Raw genomic sequence first — 24,163 nt, 5'->3', positions numbered from 1 at the left:
AGGCAGTCCAAGGACTGTCTGTTTTAATACAATTATTATGAAAGAGAGGACTTTAGCATGAAGAAAAAAGGTAATTTTAGAAAAGTAGTATCTGGCTTGCTGGCAGGCATGACAATGCTTAGTACCGTGTTATCTCCGATGACTGCATATGCAGCGGAGATTCAGCCAGAGGAAAAACCGCCACTTTATGAGGAAGTGAAAGACCTTCTGGATGAAGATGAGGTGGTGACTGCCAAAGATTATGAAATCGAAACAGGCAGTGTATTTGATGTGAAATCAGATTACACAGGACTGGAAATCAAGGATGATAACAAGGTCAAAGTCACATTCGGGGAAGCAAAGAACGACAAGGATGAGGATTTTACGACAGATCATGCGGACACTTACAAAGCGGTCTATTATGTGGAACCGGTAAATCAGGAGCATCCGAAGTATCAGATCAGCCGAAAGCTGATTGTGCGTGAGAAAGAAACAGAAACGCAGACAGAAACTGCAGGGAGTGAAGCAGTAACCGAATCCGAAACAGCTGGCAGTGAACAGCAGACAGAGGAAGCGGAGGAGTCAGAATCAGACTCGGAAATTACCGATATTGATGCTGATGAATTTGATGATTTAGTAGAGCAGGCACAGAATCAGGATACCTATGATGAAGAATCAGGGTTAGAGCTTCACGATGTTTTGGAACAGGCAGGAGACAAAGGTGTGGATCTTGATTCTATGGAAGAGGGAGAGATTGCAACATTTGAAGCAGTTTCGGCTTATTCAGCAAGAAGTACACAGCAGGTAACAATCGAAAAAGGACCTCTGTATAGATATGCAGATTATAATCTTGGAACCTATCTGACAGAGCCGTACTATATCAGCTACGGAAGCGTCAGAGCAACTGCGTATTGTGTACAGCCGGCAAAACCAGGACCAGGATCTGGAAATTATACAATCACAAAAATTGGAGACAATCAGGCGTTAGCAAAAGTGTGTTATTACGGCACAGATGCCGCAGGGAGCGAAAGCTTTTTTGCGAATAAACACACGGATTTCTCAGAAGGAAAAAGATTCATCATTATTCACATGGCTGCATCATATGCCAATGGAAGCAGTGATGCATTCTATGGAACAAATGCTACAGGCGAGGCTTTGGCAAAAGAACTCTATAATTATTGTGTAAATAAGCCGGAAATACCAGATGTAGCGATGTCATTTTCCAAACCGAATGTAAAAGCTTATGTAGATGGAAATGTTCAGAGAACGGAGAACATTAAGTTCAATGCATCTTCCCAGCAGAAAATCACAATGGACTTACCAAAGGGAGTGAAGCTCCATAATGTATCTACTGGAAATGTAAGTGCGGCAGGTGCAAGCGTAACAATTGGAGGCGGAACCACGTTTTATCTTTCAGCTCCTCTGACACAGACAAGAGATGTAAGTGCTACTTTTTCTGCAAAAATGAAGGGAAGTATTACAAAAGATTATTCAGCATATAAACTGACTACGAATGCAAGTGTTCAGGATCTGGCATTTGTGTTTGGAGAAGGTGTCGCTGATGAAAAATATGTAAGCTTAAAGGTGTCCTGGATTGAACAGGCTACGATTGAAATCGTAAAGAAAGACGACACGGCGGATGTTAATCTTGCGGGTGCAGTATTCGGTGTATACAGCGATGAGTCTTGCACAAAACTGATCACTCAGATGCCGGCAACAGATAAGAATGGAAAATCTTCTGTTACGATCATCAAGACACAGGATACTGTTTATCTGAAAGAGATCACAGCACCACAGGGATATGTGGTAAATGCAACGGCAACAAATGTAAAACTGGTAGCAAGTAAGACCTCAGCTGTAACCGTGGAAAATAAGGAACAGCTGGCAGAGCTTACCATTTACAAAGAAGGACAGGTGCTTACCGGAGCAGATGTCAGTGAGAATGGAACGGTATTCCAGTATGAAAACCGCAGACAGAAAAATGCAGTATATAACGTGTATGCCGGAGCAGATATCGTAACTGCTTATGGCACAAAAGTGTACAGCAAAGGGGACCTTGTAAAAGAAAATCTGACAACAGGTGAGAATGGTTCTGTTACACTGAAGAACCTGCATCTTGGATGCTATGTGCTGAAAGAAACAAAAGCACCGGACAATTTCTATAACGGCAGCGAAGAAAAGCCAGTGACTCTGACCTATGCCGGACAGAATAAAGAAGTTGTATTTGCAGATGTGACTTTTAACAACGAGAGACAGAAAGCAGATGTTTCCGTAGTAAAACAGGATAAAGATACCAAGAAACCACTGAATGGCGGTATTTTTGCTCTATATGCATCCGATGATATTAGAAATGCAGACGGAACCGTTGTTGTGAAAAAAGGAACATTGATTGAGAAAGCAACTACTGGAGCAGATGGAACTGCAAAATTCACAGCAGATCTTCCGATTGGATATTCCTATTCTGTAAAAGAAGATCAGGCGCCGGAAGGCTATGTAAGAAATACAGAAGATGTGTATACGTTCAAGTTTTCTTACACCAATGATAAAGAAGCAACCGTATCATTTGCCCATACCTTCAGCAATGACCGTGTGACAGCAAAGATCAATTTATTCAAAGTTGATAAAGAAACAGGAAAAGCAGTACCACAGGGAGATGCCACACTGAAAGGTGCAGTTTATGGTCTGTATGCCCGTGAAGATATCGTGCATCCGGACGGAGCAACTGGAACTATTTATAAAGCAGGAGAACAGGTAGCATCTCTTACAACAGATGACAAAGGACAGTCTTCTGTAAAAGGTGTATATCTTGGCAAATATTATGTCAAAGAGATCACACCGCCGACCGGATACCTGGCAGATACAGAAGAGCATGATCTTGTGTGCAGTTATGAAGGCGATATGACAGCAGAAGTAAAAAGAGAGTGTACTTCCAGTGAGCAGGTCATCAAACAGCCATTTCAGATCATCAAAGCAGCCAACAACGGAAAGACCGATGCAGATCTGTTATCCGGAGCTGGATTTACAGTTTATCTGAAATCTTCCCTTACAAAGAAAGCAGATGGAAGCTATGATTTTGATTCTGCCAAACCAGTAGTGAGTGGAGAAAATGGAGCAACTGAGATTTTCACAGATGAAAAAGGGTATGCCAGTAGTATTCCATTACCATTTGGAAGCTATATCGTGCGTGAAACTACAACACCGCACAATTACAAGCCAGTCGATGATTTTGAAGTGAATATCACAGAACATCATCCAAACGAGCCACAGATCTGGCGAGTGCTTCTGGATGAAGAGTTTAAGGCAAAACTGAAAATCGTGAAAAAAGACGATGAAACAAAGAAATCTGTATTGATTGCCGGAACAGAATTTAAGGTATATGACCTGGACAACAAGAAGTATGTGGAGCAGGTAACAACTTACCCAGTGACAACTACTCACAAGTCCTATTTTACGGACAGCCAGGGATATCTGATCATGCCGAAGAATCTGAAGATCGGACATTACCGGATTGAGGAAGTCAACGCACCGGAAGGGTACACAATCAATAAGAACTATGTAGAGATTGCGGTGGATGCAAATACAGCATACCAGATGGATTCTGAGAGCGGAGATGCCATTATTACGGTAGACTACGAGAACCATCCGGTAAAAGGAAAGCTGACGATCTATAAAAAAGGTGAGATGCTGACCGGATTTAAAAAGGACTTTGTTTATGAAGAAAGATACCTGAAGGGTGCATCATTTCATGTCTATGCAGCTGAAAATATCTATACACCGGATTATCAGAAAGATGAAAACGGAAACAGACAGCTGATCTATGCAAAAGATGCACTGGTAACAACGGTAACGACCGGGGAAGACGGAAAAGCAGTTGCTGATAATCTGCCGCTTGGTTCTTACTATGTAGTAGAAAAGACTGCACCGGAAGGATTTGTCCTGAACCATGACAGATCGGATGTCGCATTTGTCTATGCAGATCAGGATACACCTGTAATCGAACAGGAAGTGACTGTTGGCGATGACCGCCAGAAAGTTGTAATCCAGGTAGAAAAACAGGATGCAGAAAATGGTACAACCGTAGCAGGGGCTGTCTTTGGTATCTATAACAAAGAGGATATCAAGGCAGATGGAAAAGTGATTGTGAAAGCAGATACACTCTTACAGAAAATGACTTCTGATAATGATGGTCTTGCAGCATGTACGCTGGATCTGCCACTTGGACAGTATTATGTGAAAGAGTTAAAAGCACCGGCGGGATTTGTATCCTCTGATGAAATTCTGAATCTGGATGCTTCTTACCAGGGACAGGATGTGAAGACAGTAAAACTGAAAACAGTGAAAAAGAACCAGCCGACAACAGTAGAAATCACGAAATCTGATGTAACAACAGGTGTGGAACTGGATGGGGCAAAACTCACCGTTCTTGATAAAGAAGGAAATGTTGTGGATCAGTGGATTTCTGTAAAAGATCAGCCACATGTGATCAAACGACTGACAGTTGGAGAGGAATACACACTTCGTGAGGAAATGGCACCTTATGGTTATCTGAAAGCAACGGATGTGAAGTTCACGCTGGAAGATACCGCAGATATTCAGAAAGTAGAGATGAAAGATGAAGTACCGACAGGACTTCTGATCATCAACAAAAATGGAGAGTTTTTGGATAAAGTGACACTTCTGGACAATGTAAAAGGTACTGTGGAGCATCTCTTTGAATATGTAACTGGAAGTCTTACAGATGTAACTTTCGATGTATTTGCTGCGGAAGATATCAAAGCGGCAGATGGTGTCAGTGAAGATTATTTCAAAGCAGATGAAAAAGTAGGAACCATTACTACGGATTCCAATGGTATTGCACAGATGGGAGATCTACCGGCTGGCAAGTACTATGTGAAGGAAGTAAAAACAGCCCATGGTTATGTGCTGGATAAAGAGCCGAGATATGTTGATCTTTCCTACCGTGATCAGGACACACCAGTCATTACTTATGATGAGAAATGGCAGAATGCCCGTCAGAAAGTAAAGGTTACGGTTGTGAAGAAAGAAAAAGATACAGACCGTGTCCTTGCAGGTGGTGTCTTCGGTCTTTACACCAGTGAAGATATCAAAAATGCAAAGGGCGAGGTACTCCTTGAGAAAGACAGTCTGATCGAGCAGCGAGTAACGGATGAAAAAGGACAGATTACTTTTACGGCAGATCTTCCGGTAGATGGAAAATACTATGTGAAAGAAATCTTTGCGCCGGACGGATTTGTTACAACAGAAGAAGTACAGGAATTTACCTTTGAATATGCCGGAGAAGACCAGGCAGAAGTAAGCTACGACTTTACTTTTGAAAATCAGCCAACCACAGTGGAGCTGTCCAAAACAGACCTGACAACAGGTAAAGAACTTCCAGGTGCACACCTGAAAGTAACGGATTCAGATGGCAATACAGTAGATGAATGGACTTCTACGGAAGAATCCCATGTGATCAAAGAACTGGTTGTTGGTAAGAAATACACCATGACAGAGACAAAACCGGCAGATGGATATGTCACTGCAGAAAGTATTACTTTCACAGTAGAGAATACAGCAGAGGTTCAGAAGCATGAGATGAAAGATGATGTGACAAAAGTAGAGATCAGTAAGACTGATATCACAGGAGAAACTGAGATTCCAGGTGCGAAACTGACAATTCTCGATGAGGATGATCAGGTAGTAGAGAGCTGGACTTCCACAGAGGAAGCACACTATATCGAAAAACTTCCAATCGGTAAATATACCTTACGTGAAGAGCAGGCACCGAAAGGATATCTTCTGACATCGGATGTTAGTTTTGAAGTAAAGGATACTGGAGAGATCCAGAAAGTAGCTATGAAAGATGACACTGCCAAGGGAAAAGTGATTCTCAATAAGACAGATAAATCATCAGGAGAACCGCTGAAAGGGGTAGAATTTGAACTCCGTGACAGCAAAGGAAAGGTACTGGAAACCTTAAAGACAGACGCTGCCGGTCATGCAGAAAGTAAGCTGTATGAGATTGCCACATTTAAGAACGGCAAATATGATACAGCAATCAAGTATTATCTGGTGGAAACAAAAACACTGGACGGATACACACTGGATCAGACCAAGCATGAAGTGACATTTGCCTATGCAGATGACAGTACACCGGTTGTAGAAGTTACCTTTAATCTGACAAATGAGAAACCGGAAGTTCCAGAAACACCGAACACACCGGATATACCACAGTCCAATGAAGAGACAAAGGTATCAAACGCACCGAAAACAGGTGACAGCACGAATATCTGGCTGCCAATCTTGCTTCTTGTAATCTCCACAGGAGGTATGGCAGGACTTTATATCAGCAGGAAAAGGAAATAAGGAAACTAAAACCAACGGTTATGATTGGGAGCTTCTATGTGAGGCTCCCTTTTTCATACAAAAAAATCACAGAAAGGAACAGAAAACTATGATGAAAGCAATGGAAAAAAGACAGGAAGCACGAAAAAACCAGGAGAAAACAGTAAAGAGAATGATGGCTTATCAGAAGAAAGCCGAGCAGATGGTCAGCAGAAAAAGAATGAACCATCACATGATCAGAAAGGGGTAAAAGCGTATGATGAACAGAAAAGAATTTTATGAATATGTCAAAGACAATGTAAAGGAGTATCTGCCAGAGTCTTATAAGGACGCAGAAATTAAACTTCAGGAAGTAGAAAAAAACAACGGTTTGAAGTTGACAGGTATTACGATTCCAAACGGAGATCAGAGAATCGTACCGACAGTCTATCTGGATTCCCTCTACCAGGAATATATCCATGGAAAAGATGTAGACTCTTGTGTTGGCGATGTGGCTGATATGCGTATTGAGGCACAGGGAAAAGCAGAATTTTTTGATATGGGAGTTCCAGATATTCTGGATTATGAAAAGATGAAGGACAAATTACAGATGAGAATTTGTGATAAGGAATGGAATACCGATCTTCTTGCAGATAAAGTAGTCACAGAACACGGAGATTTTGCAGCTTATTATGCAGTAAATCTGGAGGAAAATGGAGAAGGGATCAGCAGTATTCCGGTAACTGTTTCTCTGATGAACGAGTGGGGAGTATCTGCCGAACAGATTCAAGCGAATGCGATGGTGGCAGACCGAAAACGTGGTGTCACACTTATGGATATGAATGAGATTATCAAATCTATGATTTTTGGTGAAGAACCAGAAAACCTGCTGAATGAAAAAATGGATATGGAAGCCATGGAAAACCCAATGTTCTGTTTGACAAACAAAGCTAAGATGAATGGAGCTTCCCTGTTACTGCAGGAAGATATTCGTAAACAGATTGGGGAATGCCTGGGAAGTGATTACTTTGTCATCCCATCTTCCATTCATGAAGTGCTGATTCTTCCTGATAACGGCATTTTTCAGGTTCCGGAATTAAATGCGATGGTACAGGAAGTCAATGAGACACAGGTGGAAAGACAGGAACAGCTTTCGGATAAGGTTCAGTTCTGTGATAAAAAGACCGCAGTAATGGAAAATGCTGAGCGTAGGGAAGCACGTTTGGAGAAAGAAAAAGCAGCCGAAAAAGCGGAAGTAAAAGGTGGAATCCATGGAAGACTGGAAAAAGCCAAGGCAGAGATCAAGGCAAAAGAGGCAGACAAAGTGCCAAAGAATAAGTCAAAAGATCTTGCCGCAGCATTATAAAGAGAAACAACGATGATTTTAAGGGGACTGTACTAAGCAGTCCCTGATTTTATGAAAAGGAGTAGCACATGGCAAATAAATTATATGCAATGGAACAGCTGACGGAAGAGGTGGCAAAAGATGTAGCTGCCAGTCCGCAGGAATGGATGCGGTTCCTAAACACTTCATCCAGACTGTACAAATACACTTTTCCAGAACAGCTTTTAATTTATGCACAGCGACCGGAAGCAACTGCCGTAGCATCCATGGAAATCTGGAATCAGAAGATGTACCGCTGGATAAAAAAGGGATCCAAGGGGATTGCCTTGATTGACAATACTTCCGGACCAAAAACAAAACTTCGGTATGTATTTGATGTGCAGGACACTTATAAAGTGCGGAATCTGGGAAAAGATCCACAGTTATGGAATCTTCCAATGGAAGGTGAACAACTGGTTGCAGATTATCTGCAGGAGCAGTTATCACTGGAAGATACAGAAGGAGGGCTTGCTGAAAGTCTGCATCAGGCAGCGAAGGAGAGTATGCAGGAATGGCTTCCAGATGCATTGGAAGAACTGAGACTGGATGTGACAGGGACATTTTTGGAAGAACTGGACGAACAGAATCAGGAAGTAGAATTCCGGGAACTGATGACCAATAGTGTCTGGTATGTATTACTAAACAGGTGTGGACTGGATGTACAGGAATATCTGGATGCAGAGGATTTTCGGCATATTACGGACTTCAATCAGCTGAAAGTATTAGGACATCTGGGAAGTGCAGTCAACGAGATCAGCAGACCAGTCCTGATGCAGATTGGACGATATGTGCTGAAGGATCTGGAAAATGACCTGAAAACGGTTGCAAAAGAAAAAGAAGTAGTTTATAATGAATTTAACACGTTAATTCGTGAAAGTATCAAAAAGAATGTTAGCAATAAAGATGAAAATAAGGAGGAAATAGTCAATGAGAGAGATCACTTACAGCCAGAACGGAGAGTATCAGATTCCAAATATCAGCCTGGAAGAGACGAGAGGAACGATCGGGAAATATGGAATGATGAGGAAAGAGTATCTGAGAAATCACAAGGTGGCGAGGTTCAACATTCTGACACTGCAGAACCGTCTGGACAGTCATCTGATGGAGATCGACAGTCAGGCAAGACAGAGAGTAGACAACCTGATGAACGAACTTCTGGAGAAAGATCCGGCACCGGACAAGATGGCAGACGGGATGGCATGGACCAGACACATGAACCAGATCAAAGCACAGGCAGAGGAACTGGTGATTCAGGAGATTATTTACAGTTAAGCCTGTTCCCAACAGAAGAGGAACAGTTAGGGGAAATAAGAAAAGCGGCAGCTGCATTAGAACAGCCTGCCGCTTTTCTTATTTCCGATGAAGTGGTAAATGATATTCTCCGCACGGGAAGCGGACAGAAAAATACACTGTTTCATATTACAGCAAGACTGATTGAAGGTCTGGATAATGAAGAAATGCGGAGTTTTCTGAAAGATGAATATGGAACTGGTGGCAAAGGATTTACCATAGATGGTCAGAAAATCAGTATCTGGTATGACAATGATGGTATCCGTATCCGGCGAGGGGACTCTGCCAGAAGAAACTTTGACCGCATGGTTACGTGGGAAGAAGCAGCGAACAGAATTCGGGATATGTATGAGGATGGAAATTACGTGGATAATTTGATTTCCAATAATGCCATTGAACAGGAGCAGGAAGAAATGACCAATCTTCTTGCACTTCATTTTCGGGATACTTGCAGAAACTGGGAAAAGAAACAATCATATTCAGACTGGCAGGATGTAGTGAGTGGAGCATGGACAGATCAAGAGGAAGCAGATGCGATTGTCTATCGTTTTGAATGGCTGCAGAAATATATGGATGAGAATCCGGGAGATTATCACCGCTGGGAGATTCAGCATAATCCGGAATATTTCCAACGCTTTCAGGATCTTCAGAGGGAGCGTTCCTGGGTAGACCAGAAATTTACGGTCGAACGTCCGGCACTATCCTTTATCACACAGGATGAAATTGACGCAGTGTTAAGAAGAGGCGGCATTACTGCAGGAGGACGTAACCGAATCTATGAGTATTTCATGGAACATCATGATATGAAAGATGCAGCTGAGTTCCTGAAAAATGAATATGGAACAGGTGGTTCTTCATCCGGAATACCAGGAGCAGATGCTTCTGACGCATCCCACGATGCAAAAGGATTAAAGCTCGGAAAAGGGAAGATTGGCAATTCAGAGGTAGAAGTTTTATTAAAGTGGAATAAGGTTGCAGAACGTGTTCGTCAGTTAATCCGCACAGATGATTATTTGTCACCGGAAGAAATGGAAAAGTACGAAGAGCGACAGGAAGCACAAAGACTGGCAGACCTGGAAGAAGCACAGCAGATGTTAGGAGAACAGCTGGAACAGGATACTTTTACAGCGGAAGATATAACGGATCTGCGACTAGTTGATTCAGAATATATGTCCGGTACCAGAACAAAAATCTATGATTTTGCTTGCAAAGTTAAGGGAGAAGAGAATCGACTTCAATACACATTAGAATATCATGATGATGGAGAAGGTTTCACGATTCATACGGAAAAAGATGATATTTGGGAGCGAATGTCAACACAAGAATTGGAACGTCTGGATGTAAAACTTGGACAAGAAGTACTTTATTATCATTATCACAACAAAACAGTAAATGCGGATACCTTAGATAAATTACGGGAAATCAAGGAAGAAATCATGGAGGAAGAGTCTTCCTATTTTACTGCTATTTCTAAACGTGTGTGGACAGATTATGATAAAAAAGAAAAAGAACTGTCGGGAGAAGTTGAGGTATCAGAAGAAAAAGAATCATTGGAAGAGATTAACGGAATAGCAGAACTGATTCCAGCAACGAACTTCCATATCACAGATGATGAACTTGGACAGGGAACATCGAAGGAGAAATTCCGAGCCAATATTATGGCTATTCAGCTGTTAAAAAAATGTGAGGATGAGAACCGCAATGCGACACCAGAGGAACAGGAAATCTTATCCAGGTACGTCGGCTGGGGAGGTCTTGCAGATGCATTTGATGAGACAAAATCTGCATGGGAGACAGAATATCTGGAATTAAAGACCGTCCTTACACCGGAAGAATATGCTGCAGCCAGAGCTTCCACATTAAATGCTCATTATACACAGCCGATTGTGATTGAAAGTATGTATCAGGTGTTGGAGAATCTGGGATTTACAAAGGGAAATATCCTGGAGCCATCTATGGGAGTCGGGAACTTCTTTGGAAAGCTTCCAGAGAATCTAAACCAGTCCAAACTCTATGGAGTGGAACTGGACAGCATCAGTGGCAGAATTGCTAAACTTCTCTATCCAGATGCCAATATCCAGATCAAAGGCTTTGAGAAGACGGATTATCCCAATGATTTCTTTGACGTGGCAATCGGAAATGTGCCATTCGGTGCATATAAGGTCAATGACCGTCAGTATGACCGCTACAATTTTATGATTCATGATTACTTTCTTGCCAAGACTATAGATCAGTTACGTCCAGGTGGTGTAGCTGCGTTGATCACAACAAAGGGAACTATGGACAAGGCATCACCGGAAGTCCGGAAATATTTGGCAGAGCGTGCAGACCTGCTTGGGGCAATCCGACTGCCGAACACAGCTTTTAAGGCAAATGCAGGAACAGAAGTCAGTGCTGATATTTTGTTTTTCCAGAAGCGTGAGAGTTTCACAAAAGAGATGCCAGACTGGGTGAATTTGGAGAGTGATGCAAATGGGATTACCATTAACAAGTATTTTGTTCAGCATCCGGGATTGATTCTCGGTGAGATGAAAGAAGTGTCCGGTCCGTATGGTATGGAAACAACCTGTGCTCCAATGGAAGGAGCTGATCTGGAATTACAGTTACAAGAAGCTGTAAAACACATCAGGGGAAGCATGGTAGCGGCAGTAGATATAGAGGCAGAACTGGATGAGATGCCAGAGAGTATTCCGGCAGATCCGAATGTCCGAAATTACAGCTATACAGTGGTAGATGATCAGGTATATTACCGTGTCAATTCTTTGATGAATCAGGTGAAAATGCCTGCAGCCACTGCAGAACGTGTAAAAGGCATGGTTGCAATCCGTGATACCGTTCGTGAACTGATCGCCATGCAGATGGAAGAATTTGTCACAGACGAAGAAATCCAGAAACAGCAGAAAAAACTGAATCAGGTGTATGATACCTACACAGCAAAGTATGGAGTTATTGGAAGTAATGCTAACAAACGGGCATTTTCTGATGACTCTTCTTATTGTCTGCTGTGTTCCCTGGAAGACTTGAATGAAGATGGAACATTGAAGCGGAAAGCGGACATGTTCACCAAACGAACCATTAAAAAGGCGGTCGCTGTGACAAGTGTGGAGACAGCCACAGAAGCACTTGCTCTGTCCCTAAATGAAAAGGCTAAAGTAGATCTTCCATATATGGCACAGTTGACCGGAAAGACCGAAGAGAAAATCACAGAAGAGCTGGTTGGAGTTATCTTCAAAAATCCAGTGACAGACCAGTGGGAAAGCGGAGATGAATATCTGTCTGGAAACGTCAGAGATAAATTAAATACAGCGAGAACTTTTGCAGAGAATCATCCAGAATTCACACCGAATGTCCGTGCATTGGAGGCAGTTCAGCCGAGAGATCTGGAAGCATCGGAGATTGAAGTGCGTATTGGAGCCACCTGGATTGAACCTTCGGATTATCAGGAGTTTATGGTGGAACTGCTTCATACGCCGAGGTATCTTGCACAGAAGGAAATACAGGTAAAATTCTCTGAGGTAAATGGTGAGTGGAGGATTACAGGAAAGAACGCCGACAGTCCAAGAAATGCGTTTGCCTATGCAACGTATGGAACGGAGAGAGCAAATGCCTACCGGATTCTGGAAGATACCTTGAATCTAAAAGATGTTAGAATCTATGATAAGGTCGTAAATGACAATGGGGATGAAGTGCGAGTTTTGAATAAAAAAGAAACTATGTTGGCATCACAAAAGCAGGATGCCTTGAAAGCCGCATTCCAAGATTGGATTTTCAAGGATCAGCAGAGGAGAGAAAGGCTGGTAAGCGTGTACAATGAGCGTTTCAATAGTATCCGTCCCCGTGAATATGATGGAAGTCATTTGACTTTCCCAGGAATGAACCCGGAAATAGAGCTTCGTCCGCATCAGAAAAATGCAGTCGCACATCAGTTATACGGTGATAATGTGCTTTTGGCACATGTAGTAGGAGCTGGGAAGACTTACGAAATGGTAGCGGCGGCAATGGAGAGCAAACGTCTGGGATTATCACAAAAGAATCTCTTTGTTGTGCCAAACCATTTGACAGAACAGTGGGGAGCGGAGTTCCTTCAGTTATATCCAGGAGCAAATATTTTGGTAGCAACCAAGAAAGATTTTGAACCAGCAAACCGAAAGAAGTTCTGTGCCAGAATCGCTATGGGAAATTACGATGCTGTTATTATTGGTCATTCCCAGTTTGAACGTATTCCAATCTCTGATGAGAAACAGGAAGCCATGCTTCAGAGGCAGATTGATGATCTGGAAATGGCAATCCAGAGTGCAAGGTATGAACAGGATGGTGGACGTTATACCGTCAAACAGATTGAAAAGACAAGAAAAACACTGCAGACAAGGCTGGAAAAACTGAATCAGAAAGAGAAAAAAGATCAGGTGGTTACGTTTGAAGAACTGGGAGTGGATCACTTGTATGTAGATGAAGCACACAGCTATAAAAATGCATTTCTCTATACAAAAATGAGGAACGTAGCTGGAATTGCACAGAACGAAGCACAGAAATCTGCAGATATGTTCAATAAATGTCAGTATCTGGACGAGATTACCGGAGGAAAAGGCATTACCTTTGCTACGGGCACACCGATCAGCAACAGCATGACGGAATTATATGTTATGCAGAGGTATCTGCAGAACAGTAAATTACAAAATATGGGACTTGGACTGTTTGATTCCTGGGCCTCCACCTTTGGCGAGGTAGTCACGAGCATTGAGCTTGCACCGGAAGGAACAGGCTACCGTGCAAAATCAAGATTTGCACGGTTTTATAATATTCCGGAACTGATGAATATGTTTAAGGAGATTGCAGATATCAAGACTTCCGATCAGTTAAAACTTCCTGTGCCGGAAGCAGAATATGAAACAGTGGTGCTGAAACCAACGGAACAGCAGAAAGAAATCGTAGAAAGTCTGGGGGAACGTGCAGAAGTTGTCAGAAACGGAGGGGTAGATGCCTCGGTTGATAATATGCTGAAAATTACCAATGATGGAAGAAAATTAGCATTGGATCAGCGTTTGGTGAACGAATTATTGCCAGATAATCCAGAAAGCAAAATATCAGTCTGTGCAGAGAAAAGCTATGAGATCTGGAAAGACACAGCAGCACAGAAATCGGCACAGCTGATTTTTTGTGACTTGAGCACACCGAAAGGTGATGGCAGTTTCAATGTTTATGACGACTTGAAGCAGAAACTGATGGAAAAAGGTGTACCGGAAAAAGAGATTGCATTCATTCATGATGCAAATACAGAAGCAAAGAAGACGGAGTTGTTTGGAAAAGTGAAATCCGGGCAGGTTCGTTTTTTGATTGGTTCGACAGCAAAGATGGGTGCTGGGACCAACGTGCAGGATCGTCTGATTGCACTGCATCATCTGGATATTGGCTGGAAACCATCTGACTTGGAACAGAGAGAAGGGCGTATCATCCGCCAGGGAAACCATAATAAAAAGGTTCATATCTTCCGGTATGTAACAGAATCCACATTCGACAGCTACATGTGGCAGTTGATCGAGAATAAGCAGAAATTCATTTCTCAGATTATGACCAGCAAAGCACCTGTGCGAAGCTGTGAAGATGTGGACGAAGCGGCACTTTCCTATGCAGAGGTAAAAGCTCTTGCAACCGGAAATCCGGCAGTAAAAGAGAAGATGGCATTAGATGTGGATGTGGCGAAATTAAAGCTTTTAAAAGCCAACCACATGAATAACCAGTACCGCCTGGAAGATGATATTGCAAGGAATTTTCCACAACAGATTGCAAAACTGACAGAAATCATTGACAGCTACAAGGCAGACATCGCTCATTATTCTGAGCATAAAATCACAGATCCAGAGCAGTTTACTATGGAGATTGGTGGCAAAGTGTTCACAGAAAAGAAAGAGGCAGGAGCAGCACTTCTGGCGGTATGTAAAGATATTAAATCAGTAGATGCTGCGATGGATATCGGAAACTATCAGGGATTCAATATGAGGATTCAGTTTGATGGCTGGAGTAAAGAATTTATTCTATCTGTTAAAAATGAGGCTGTCTCGAAAGTTCATCTTGGAGCAGATGTACTTGGAAATATTACCCGTATCAACAATCTGTTGGACAGTTATCCAGAGAAGCTTTCAGAAGCACAACAGAGACTGGAAACAGTGTATGAACAGCTGGCAAATGCGAAAGAAGAAGTGGGAAAGCCATTTCCAAAAGAAGAGGAGTTGAACCAGAAACTGGAGCGACTGTCAGAGCTAAATGCTTTGCTCAATATGGATGAACGGGAAGATGCAGAAGCAGAGGTATCTGAATCAGATGAGAAAGAAGAAAGACCGACACGTGGTTCTATCCATGAAAAACTGCAGATTTATAAAGAAAAGAGTCAGCGGGAAAGTGAAACTGGAAAGGAAAACAGAAAACGGGACTTCGGTCTGGAATAAATAAACAGGAAAGATGGCATAATCTGGCAGAAAGAATGTTCTGTGGGTTATGCCATTTTTCAGAATATAGGAGGAACTTATATGGCAAGAAATAGGATAACAGGTAGAGAAACACAGAAAATGCAGGAATATACGCAGGAACGGATCGCTCAGGCAGAGCGTAGAGATATAGAGTTTTCAACAGATGTAAAAGAACAGATTTTTGAATATGCGAATCTGATCGGCGAGGAAGAGAAAGTTAGGGCTTTGGTAAGAAATCTGGCAGATGCAGTGAGCCGGGCAGATCAAGAAGGTGTAGAGGATTTGTTGGATGACGTAAGAATGGATATTCAGGAACTGCCGGATCCAACCATAGGTAAGCTGAAATTACGTGACTATGGATATATGGAAGAAGATATGGTGCCACTTAGAAAAGAAGCAGCCTTGGATTATCACAGAATGGGTTCTAAGATTTATTGCCTTGGCAGTGATGGCATTAAAGGTGAATATGCGAGTAGAGAAATGATACAGGCACACGACGGTTTGTTTGGAATGGAATCGCAGATGTGGGAACGGATTAAGGATAACAACCTGGATTATGCAGAAGAAAATTTAGGAGCATTTCAGGAGCCTATGAGTGTCATTGAGCAGGAAGAAGCACTGAAATTATACGATGCAGGAGCAGATATCTATCTGATCACTAATTTTTCATCACCTATGTATGTCACAGAACGCATGGAAATTGAACGAGGACCGGAGCATTATCAGATGTCTATGACAGAACTGGAGCGTTTCCGTAACCTGGAATGGGAAATGCAGAAATATCCACAGATTCAGTCTTTGAAAGAAGCAAACCTGTTGTTAGGAACAAGAAGGACATTTGGAATTTATCAGATCCGAGATGATTCACCGGGTGAAAACTATGCATTTATGAATATGAGTTTTATTGAAAGTCATGGTGTGCAGATAAAAAAAGAAGATTATAAGCTGGTCTATGTTGGTGAATTATCAGGAAATATGTCACTGGAGGATATTTTTGAAAGGTTCAACATTGACAGACCGGAAGACTTCCGTGGGCATTCCCTGTCTGTCAGTGATATCGTAGTTCTGAATGACGGGAAAAAGGTAACTGCCCATTTTGTAGACAGTATCAGTTTTGAACAGCTGGATTCTTTCCTGAATCTGGAAGAACAGCTTCTTAGTGAACTGGCATATGAGGTAGGAGAACGTTACTTTGCTATTCAGAGAACAGAAGAAGGATATGATTATTCCTTTTACGATGAAGATTTCCGCTTGATGGATGGTGGCGTTTATGAGAATGATGAAATTTCTATTGAAGAAGCGGCGGAGGAACTTTTGGAAGACGAAGGCTGGACTGGAGAACGCATCCGTGGAGATTATGATCGGTTGATGGAGAAAGTAGAAGAAATGGATGAAGTTGTAATGGCAGAGATTCAGAAAAGCCAGGGCGAATATAAGCCACTGGCAAAGGTGGAGGAACTGGAAGAAGCAAATTATAACATGATTGATAACGTCCTCAACAATATGCCACCGAAGAAAGAACCATATCTGGAATACTTTGCGGCAGAATGCGATGAGTTCCATGATATGGGAGCTTATGAAAAAAGTACCGATGTTAATCAGATAGCTGCAGTCTATGAAAAATACAGGGAGCATCCAAAAACTGCGTATCTTGGATGCTCAATGGGAATTATTTATCGTGATCCGGAAGACAGTTACTATGATGAAGCTGAATTTGCAATCGTTAAAGGAAATACAGTACTTGGAAATCTGATGGACGATGTTCGATTTTATGGAGAACTTGCACTGGTACGGGAAGGGATTGAGAAAATTCATGAAGCATTACCTGACTATAAGTACGTTCCGATGCGGGATGTTCGAGAAGCAATGTATCCAGAGAAGATGACCACAGAACAGATGGCAGAGGCACTGGATGAGATTGCAGAAGCTTTTGATCCGTATGAGTACCGGGATAATGTGGAGAGGGGAGAAAATACGGTACAGGAAGTAATGCTGGATTTGCGAAGCGGGAATATTTATTCCTATATTTCGTATTTGAAAGATATTGTAGACGAAGAATGCGACTTGTCTGTTCGTGCAGGTGTATTGATTGAAAGGCTAAAAGCCTATGAACCGGAACTTCCAAAAGATATGCAACCAATGGTGTATGTGAATTATTGTGAGAAAAGTGAACCGGGGAATCCAAGATGCCAGAAGTTATCTGATTTGGATTCCAAAACCATAGAACAGGACAAAGTCTGGTATGCTGATCGTGATCCAAAGACTAACGAACCAAAAATGACAGCACAGATGTTTTTTACAGTATATTATGCTGAGAAGGGCGACAAGATGCTGCATCATTTTCAAGGTAAGATAGATATTGGTACCGGAAACGGCGGTATCATCAGTCAGTTAAAGATGCAGAATGAAATGAAATTGACAGATGAAAGCTGGATCAGCTACCAGCAAGGAAAAGGCAATGAAGAGTATCAGAAGTATATGGAAGATCTGACAGATATGCAGAATCATGTACTGCCGTATCTGCAGAGCTTTTGCAGCCTGGAAGAAAAAGGTGTGAAGGAGAGACGAGAACAGCAGGTAGCAGAGAAAAATGAGAGCAGAGAAGCTGTGCCAAGAACTGGCGGTGAAGCAAATATAGCAGTTAAGGATGCGGGGAAAGCTGAAAGAAAGGCAATAACAGGAAAAGAGAAGAAACCGTCGATCCATGAACGCTTGGAAATCAATAAGAGAATCATCCAGGAAAAACAGGGAAAAGATGAGCCGGAGAGAGGAGCTGATTTGAGTGTAAGGATGGTGTAGTATAAGATAGAATGGAGTCGGAGGTCACAGATAACAATGTGGCTTTCGGCTTTTTGTTTTGAATGATTATGCTTCAAACTTTTATGTGATAAACGTAACTTGCTGTGATATTATAAAAATGATATAAGTGAAAATGACTTTTGCGGAAAGGAAAGTATCTTTATTTTTTTATGTGTATGCTTCCTATTGTGGAAATGAATACTTGCAAAGTTGATAACTAATATTTTTCTGCTATTACAGGTGCAATAAGAACATGTAATAGCGGAAATGAGGAATAGTTACTTGTAGATAGAGAAGTATATTGCGGATAAAATAACATCTCTATGTGAAAAGCGTGATATCAGTAAATGCAGATTATCGCAACTGTCGGGAATTTCCCAGTCGTCACTGGGAAGAATCATGGCACAGGAAAACCTGCCGTCGCTGATCACACTTGAAAAATATGTACAGCTTTGGGCGTGACATTATCGTAGTTTTTTCAGGAAGATAATTCAGAGAATCTGACAGAAAAACAGAAAGAAGTTCTAGGGATATGGAACGATCTGAGTACAAATGAGCAGGAAACAGTAATGTCAATGCTGCGTGGACTTCGGAAGTAGAAGAACAGTTCGGGTATATGTATCGGCTGTTCTTTTTTGTTTTTCGGGCGTTAAAACGATAAATTTTTCTTGTGTATAGTTGAGCGTTAAAGTATAGTAAAATCAATTTTTTGCATAAGATTAAAGCTATAATAAGGAAATCGGCAAACCAGATGAAAGTCTGGGACGCAAAGCTACAGGGCCTGTAAAATGGCAGCCAGATGCATAAAATGAGGTGCACTGTCTGTTTGGCAGTGTTTTTTTACGGTGTTATTTCATAGACATAACAATAATGATTTTATCAGGAAAGAATGAGAAAAATAAAAGTATGAAAAAGGCAAAACGATGACTGGCAACAGTGGGAAAGAAGAACGGAGGCTCCGGCCCGGCACATTGGAAAATAAAAAATATGGAAAATAGTATGATAAGTGAAAAGCCCTGCGCAGGACCGGATGTGTTCTCGTGGGGCTTTTCTGCGTCTGATAAAGACAGGTTTTTTGCAGATTTCTCTAAAAACAGGAAAACTGTCAAAAAATATCATACATAGATCAAAAAGACTATATATGGGCGACCTTTTAAAGACGGTTTATATAAAATAGAAGAAAAAAAGGTGGTTGATTCCGTGGATATAAAAACAGCGGTCATATATCGGTTAAACGATCTGATTAAGCAGAAAGATATCACAGTGAATGAAGCGGCGGTGCGCTCAGGCGTCCCGCCTTCAACACTGAAAAATATTTTGTATGGACAAAGCAGGAATGCTGGCGTAGTTACAATTAAAAAGATATGCGATGGATTGGATATTACAATACAGGAATTTTTTGAAGATCCCATCTTTGCAGATTTGGAACCGGAGTTATAGGAACAGGCAAATAATCTTAGGATTCAGATTCTGCAAGATGGTTTTTTTATGGGAGAGGGTTAGAAGAAACTAACACTGGAGGATGAATATGTGTAAAATAGCAATTTGCGACGATGATAAAGAATACAGGGAGAAAATAAAGACGGTCATAGAAACGGAAGGGATTCTGTCTTCGAATGAGATACGGTTTTATGAATATGAATCAGGAAAAGAATTATTGGAAGATGCGGATATTTTGCATGATCTGATTTTTATGGATATGCGTATGCCTGGATTGGATGGAAATAAAACAGTACTGAAGCTGAGGGAATATAATGAAGCAGCGATATAGGTGTTCTGCTCCGGCTGTTTTGAACTGACTCCTGACAGCATTAATGTTGGACAACCGTTCCGGTACATCATGAAGGATCTGCATGACAGAAGTCTGAAAAAGGAAATACCTATGATTTTATTAAAAGTGAAATTGTGCTGTGGAGATTCTTCCGTGACAGTTACATCGGCGGGAAGGATAATGCGCATCCATACGGAAGACATTTTATATATCTGTCTGGCGAAAAGGGGCTGTACGATATACATTGCCAGACAGGGAAAGATAGAAGAGATGCATTGCAAGGAATCTTTAAGTGATCTGTATGAGTGTCTGGCCGGAAGGGGATTTGAGTATGCACACAACAGCTATATTGTGAATTTGGCAAAAGTGGAAGGATTGGAAAAGAACGTTGCGTTGCTGCCGTTTGGAATCCAGTTGAATGTTTCGAGGTCGAGAAAAGGACAGTTTGCCGACGCACTGATAACATTTCTTGGGGAAAGGAACGGCATGGTATGATAATAAGAGATTATTTGATTTGTCTTCTTCAGATGTATCTGTTGGAGGACTTGGAAAAGAACATACTCCCATACAGAAGAGAAAGATTCTGGGAAAAATTTCTCGTATATTGTATCGCAGCACTGGCAATGTTCGGAACCAACCGCCTGGAATCCTCAATACTTAATATGGTAATGATTCCGGTAATCTATATGATCGCGTCTATGGTTGTGTTCCGGGGAAATATATGGAAGAAGCTGGTTACGGTATGCTGCTATTATGTGCTGGCAATTATTCCCGAATTTCTCTTTGCGGCACTTACGAATGCATATGGCGTGACTGGTGCGTCCGAGGGCTTCAGGACTGAAACAGAAAAGACATTAGCACTCCTGCTGATGAGTACCATGACATTTCTGTTTATTAAATGCATTAATCAGGTAACAAGGAAAAGGGATTATCTGACGATTGAAAATAAAACATTTACAGTGCTGCTCATGCTGCCAACCGCAACGATCGTTATGTTAGGATGTATGTTTTATTCGCACACTTCTTTTGAAGGAATGAACAGGGTCATGGTTCCGGTAGGAGCTTCGCTTCTGTTAATGACGAATATCTTCATTTTCACAGTATTTGACAGGTTTGTAGAAAAATCAGAAGAAGTGAAGAAGATGGACCGGCTATACCAGAAAAGCAGGGCGGAGATTGCCAATCTGCAGTATATGAATAAGGTTAATGAGGATAACAGAGCATTCTTACACGATATAAATAAATTTATCTGTACAGTAGCCGGCTTGATAGAAGAAGGAGAGAATCAAGAGGTTAAGGACATCATGGAACATTTAGGCGTCCGGATTCAGAATCTTCAAAAAAGTGTATATTGTGAGCATCCAATCTTGAACAGCATCCTATGTGAAAGAAAATTTCTTGCAGAATCTAAGGATATATCCTATAGGATTACCCTGGGTAATGATCTCAGACTGGATTTTCTGGAAGAGTTGGATTTGATCTCGATCGTAGGGAATCTTTTGGATAACGCACTGGAAGCGGCAGAAAAGACAGAAGATGGCAGATATGTGGAATGCAGGATGTATATGGGAAACGCGGGGCATTTCCTTGTCATGGAATTTTGCAATGGGTATGTCGTCCCTCTGTTAAAGGACAAGGACAGGTACATAAGCACCAAAAGAGACGCGGACAGTCACGGGATCGGACTGCACACGGTTGGAAAACTGGTCAAAAAGTATGCGGGAATTATGCGAGTGGAGGCAGGAGAACGGGAGTTCTCTGTTAAGCTGATCTTTACAATCAAATAAGGACGTGCAAAAATCGCCCAAAAAGTTACCGTTTTTGCCACGGTAATTGAAAAGAGGGCGATTTTTGTGTAAACTTTCGGAAAAAAGGAGGCTTTGTAACTATGAAAAAAATAATCAGAAAAAACCTGGGAATCAAACTGCTTGGAGCTGTAAACTGTCTTGCACTCTGCTTGACGGCGTATACGGCAAATCTGGCGTGCAACTGGCTGTACTATCAGGAAGATGAGCCGGAAGAAGTTAAGAAAATGAGGAAATTCTAGTGTGGAAAAAAATGGCTGGTCGGCTTTTTGAACTACAAAGCAGGAATGGGATTCTTGAAGAGAAAGACCGCAGGCTGTATGAATATGCTTACGGCGTACTGCTGGGCAGGGTGGTAATATACCTTATCATCGTCATACTTGGCATCATAACGGGGAATTGGATGGAGATGATAGTCTTTTTATTGCCCTTTACTGTTTTAAGGCAGTATGCCGGAGGGATTCATTTGGAAAAGGCAGGGGGCTGCATGGCTGTTTCCGGTATCCTTGTCCTTCTATGCAGTCTGTATCTGGCGTCTGCTCCGGCTGTAATATGGCAAATGCGGATCATATGGTTTGTCGCGGTTGGCGTTATATTTATCATGGCGCCGGTAGATGCCAGCAGCAAGAAGTTGGATGCGAAAGAGAAAAAAGTTTATGGGATGCGCGCGAGGGTAATTTTAGTTATTGAATGCGCGATAGCAGGTGTTTTTTCTGTGATTGGATATTCCCTGATCGTAAACGGGATTATGGTAGCGCATATTGTTTTGGCGTCTGGTTTAATATTAGGATGGACCAAAATTTTTTTTGATAAAGAGTTAGAGTGAACTAATCCATGATAGGAATAAGAAATACCTGGGAAAAGCGTATTGCAAAAGGATGATAAACAGAACAAAAAGAACATGATACAAGAGGAATATAAAAGTGAATTTGAAATTGATAAAAAATACAGAAAATATCAACAAAGAGAAAATAACCTTGTTCTGCCTGCCGTTTGCAGGAGGCGGCGCGTCTGCTTATAATCAGTGGGCGAAAAAGATGCAGGGAAAAGTAACGGTATGTCCAGTCCAGCTTCCGGGAAGGGAAGAACGGATCATGGAGAAACCGTATATAGATATGCCGGTTATGTTAGATGATCTGGAAGAGGCTGTAAGAGAGGCTGTGGACGGACCGTATGCCTTATGGGGGCACAGTATGGGCGGGAAGATCTCCTATGAGCTGGAAAAGCGATTGGAGGCAGAGGGATATAGAGCGAAATACCTGTTTATTTCCGGCAGCCGGATTCCCAGCATTCCGGAACCGAAGCCAATCTATCATCTTCCGGATGAAGCGTTTAAGAGGGAACTGGGAAGATTTGAAGGGACGCCAAAAGAGATACTAGAGAATCAGGAATTGTTGGATTTCTTTCTGCCTATGCTGCGGGCGGATTTTACCATGGATGAAACGTATTATGATAAAGCGGGAGTAGTGCTGCATACACCTATCTCTGCATTTGGCGGAGAAAAGGACGACGAAGCGGATGAGAGTGCGATCTTGGAATGGGGAAAGTATACGGACAATGATTTTAACTACCGGATATTTCCGGGAGGACATTTTTATCTGAGGGATTGTGAAGACGAAGTAATAAGTGAGGTCATGAGACTGCTTTAGAGAATGAAAAATGGAGATTAAACGATACGGAGAAAAGGAATTTCTGTCAGCAGACAAACTTTATATCCGTGAAAATGAGATACATATATGGTGTATCCGCTGGCCTGAAATGACAGATTTCTGGAAGAACCATGAATATATCCTGAGTGGGCAGGAATTGGAGCAAGCCGGAAGATTCCGTTTTCCTGAAGACAGGATGCGTTATATAGCCGGGAAGGTTGTCGTGCGGATCCTCTTAAAAAGATACTTAGATATGGAAACGATTGATTTTTCTGTTAATGAACTGGGTAAGCCTTATCATAAAAAGATTGCAGGAAAGCGGACAGTGGATTTTAACATTTCGCACTCGGGTGAATTCATACTGGCGGTATTCGCTGTCGGAATGGATATCGGAGTAGATGTGCAGGAGATGGCAGAGTGCCCGGACTATAGGGAGATAGCGGAAAATTTTTATACTGCAGAAGAAGCGGAAGATGTAAAAAATGAAGGACCGGATCTGTTTTTCCAGTACTGGGCGGCGAAAGAGGCATATGTAAAGGCGCTTGGAATTGGATTAGGAAGAGGAATGGATTTCTTCTCTGTCAGAAACGAGAAAATTGCAGAAAAAGATAAGAAAGATCAGGACTGGTTTCTGTATCCGGTCAGGATCAAAGGATATGCTGCGTATGTGGCGGCGCATAAGAAAGGAGACAGATAAA

At 41.9% G+C, this 24,163-nt stretch carries 13 protein-coding genes and 1 riboswitch; all 13 genes read left to right on the top strand.

The features are described 5' to 3' along the window. Positions 1–57 precede the first annotated feature (57 nt). The 13 genes from PG418_RS07260 (at position 58) to PG418_RS07200 (ending at position 24,162) form a co-directional block, all read left to right on the top strand. Positions 58–6,345 carry a SpaA isopeptide-forming pilin-related protein gene (locus PG418_RS07260; RefSeq protein ID WP_498837256.1) on the top strand — a complete coding sequence of 2,096 codons (6,288 nt, stop codon included), beginning with the start codon at positions 58–60 and terminating at the stop codon, positions 6,343–6,345. 88 nt (positions 6,346–6,433) lie between these two features. Continuing rightward, a complete protein-coding gene (locus tag PG418_RS07255; protein ID WP_008688072.1) occupies positions 6,434–6,574 on the top strand; it encodes a hypothetical protein in 141 nt (46 codons plus the stop codon). 6 nt (positions 6,575–6,580) lie between these two features. Then, positions 6,581–7,669, top strand: a complete 1,089-nt coding sequence (locus PG418_RS07250; RefSeq protein WP_117457260.1) for a DUF5688 family protein — start codon at positions 6,581–6,583, stop codon at positions 7,667–7,669. Between the two features lie 68 nt (positions 7,670–7,737). Further along, complete coding sequence (locus PG418_RS07245; protein WP_498837255.1) at positions 7,738–15,420, top strand: helicase-like domain-containing protein; 7,683 nt, start codon at positions 7,738–7,740, stop codon at positions 15,418–15,420. Positions 15,421–15,501: 81 nt separating this feature from the next. After that, positions 15,502–18,240 (top strand): YodL domain-containing protein, encoded by a 2,739-nt coding sequence (locus tag PG418_RS07240; RefSeq protein ID WP_117457262.1) that lies wholly within the window; start codon positions 15,502–15,504, stop codon positions 18,238–18,240. A 731-nt stretch (positions 18,241–18,971) separates the two neighbouring features. Next, a riboswitch (cyclic di-GMP riboswitch) is annotated at positions 18,972–19,047 on the top strand. Positions 19,048–19,440: 393 nt separating this feature from the next. After that, complete coding sequence (locus tag PG418_RS07235) at positions 19,441–19,680, top strand: helix-turn-helix domain-containing protein (protein WP_008688092.1); 240 nt, start codon at positions 19,441–19,443, stop codon at positions 19,678–19,680. Positions 19,681–19,768: 88 nt separating this feature from the next. Next, positions 19,769–20,011, top strand: a complete 243-nt coding sequence (locus PG418_RS07230; protein ID WP_498837254.1) for a response regulator — start codon at positions 19,769–19,771, stop codon at positions 20,009–20,011. A gap of 111 nt (positions 20,012–20,122) precedes the next feature. Beyond that, the gene (locus PG418_RS07225) at positions 20,123–20,506 is read left to right on the top strand and encodes a LytTR family transcriptional regulator DNA-binding domain-containing protein (protein ID WP_498837253.1); all 384 of its coding nucleotides are present in this window, start codon (positions 20,123–20,125) and stop codon (positions 20,504–20,506) included. After that, positions 20,503–21,798, top strand: a complete 1,296-nt coding sequence (locus PG418_RS07220; protein WP_005344219.1) for a sensor histidine kinase — start codon at positions 20,503–20,505, stop codon at positions 21,796–21,798. The genes PG418_RS07225 and PG418_RS07220 overlap by 4 nt, the downstream gene beginning before the upstream one ends. 101 nt (positions 21,799–21,899) lie before the next feature. Continuing rightward, complete coding sequence (locus PG418_RS07215) at positions 21,900–22,058, top strand: cyclic lactone autoinducer peptide (protein ID WP_005344225.1); 159 nt, start codon at positions 21,900–21,902, stop codon at positions 22,056–22,058. Continuing rightward, a complete protein-coding gene (locus PG418_RS07210) occupies positions 22,058–22,642 on the top strand; it encodes an accessory gene regulator ArgB-like protein (protein WP_005344227.1) in 585 nt (194 codons plus the stop codon). Before PG418_RS07215 ends, PG418_RS07210 begins: the two co-directional genes overlap by 1 nt. Positions 22,643–22,739: 97 nt before the next feature. After that, on the top strand, positions 22,740–23,465 hold the full coding sequence (locus PG418_RS07205) for a thioesterase II family protein (protein WP_117457265.1): 726 nt from the start codon (positions 22,740–22,742) through the stop codon (positions 23,463–23,465). 10 nt (positions 23,466–23,475) lie between these two features. Continuing rightward, positions 23,476–24,162: a 4'-phosphopantetheinyl transferase family protein gene (locus tag PG418_RS07200; protein WP_117457266.1), complete on the top strand. Its 687-nt coding sequence runs from the start codon at positions 23,476–23,478 to the stop codon at positions 24,160–24,162. Position 24,163: the final 1 nt, after the last annotated feature.

The sequence above is a fragment of the Bariatricus sp. TF06-38A genome, assembly GCF_027690675.1.
GTDB lineage: Bacteria > Bacillota > Clostridia > Lachnospirales > Lachnospiraceae > Allocoprococcus > Allocoprococcus comes.
The sequence above is the reverse complement of the archived record's forward strand: the minus strand, read 5'-3'. Positions and strand labels throughout refer to the sequence as shown.

Excerpts from the sequence above, each read along its gene's own strand:
- PG418_RS07260 (WP_498837256.1), top strand. The coding sequence starts at position 58 with ATGAAGAAAAAAGGTAATTTTAGAAAAGTAGTATCTGGCTTGCTGGCA.
- PG418_RS07255 (WP_008688072.1), top strand. The coding sequence starts at position 6,434 with ATGATGAAAGCAATGGAAAAAAGACAGGAAGCACGAAAAAACCAGGAG.
- PG418_RS07250 (WP_117457260.1), top strand. The coding sequence starts at position 6,581 with ATGATGAACAGAAAAGAATTTTATGAATATGTCAAAGACAATGTAAAG.
- PG418_RS07245 (WP_498837255.1), top strand. The coding sequence starts at position 7,738 with ATGGCAAATAAATTATATGCAATGGAACAGCTGACGGAAGAGGTGGCA.
- PG418_RS07240 (WP_117457262.1), top strand. The coding sequence starts at position 15,502 with ATGGCAAGAAATAGGATAACAGGTAGAGAAACACAGAAAATGCAGGAA.
- PG418_RS07230 (WP_498837254.1), top strand. The coding sequence starts at position 19,769 with ATGTGTAAAATAGCAATTTGCGACGATGATAAAGAATACAGGGAGAAA.
- PG418_RS07225 (WP_498837253.1), top strand. The coding sequence starts at position 20,123 with ATGATTTTATTAAAAGTGAAATTGTGCTGTGGAGATTCTTCCGTGACA.
- PG418_RS07220 (WP_005344219.1), top strand. The coding sequence starts at position 20,503 with ATGATAATAAGAGATTATTTGATTTGTCTTCTTCAGATGTATCTGTTG.
- PG418_RS07215 (WP_005344225.1), top strand. The coding sequence starts at position 21,900 with ATGAAAAAAATAATCAGAAAAAACCTGGGAATCAAACTGCTTGGAGCT.
- PG418_RS07200 (WP_117457266.1), top strand. The coding sequence starts at position 23,476 with ATGGAGATTAAACGATACGGAGAAAAGGAATTTCTGTCAGCAGACAAA.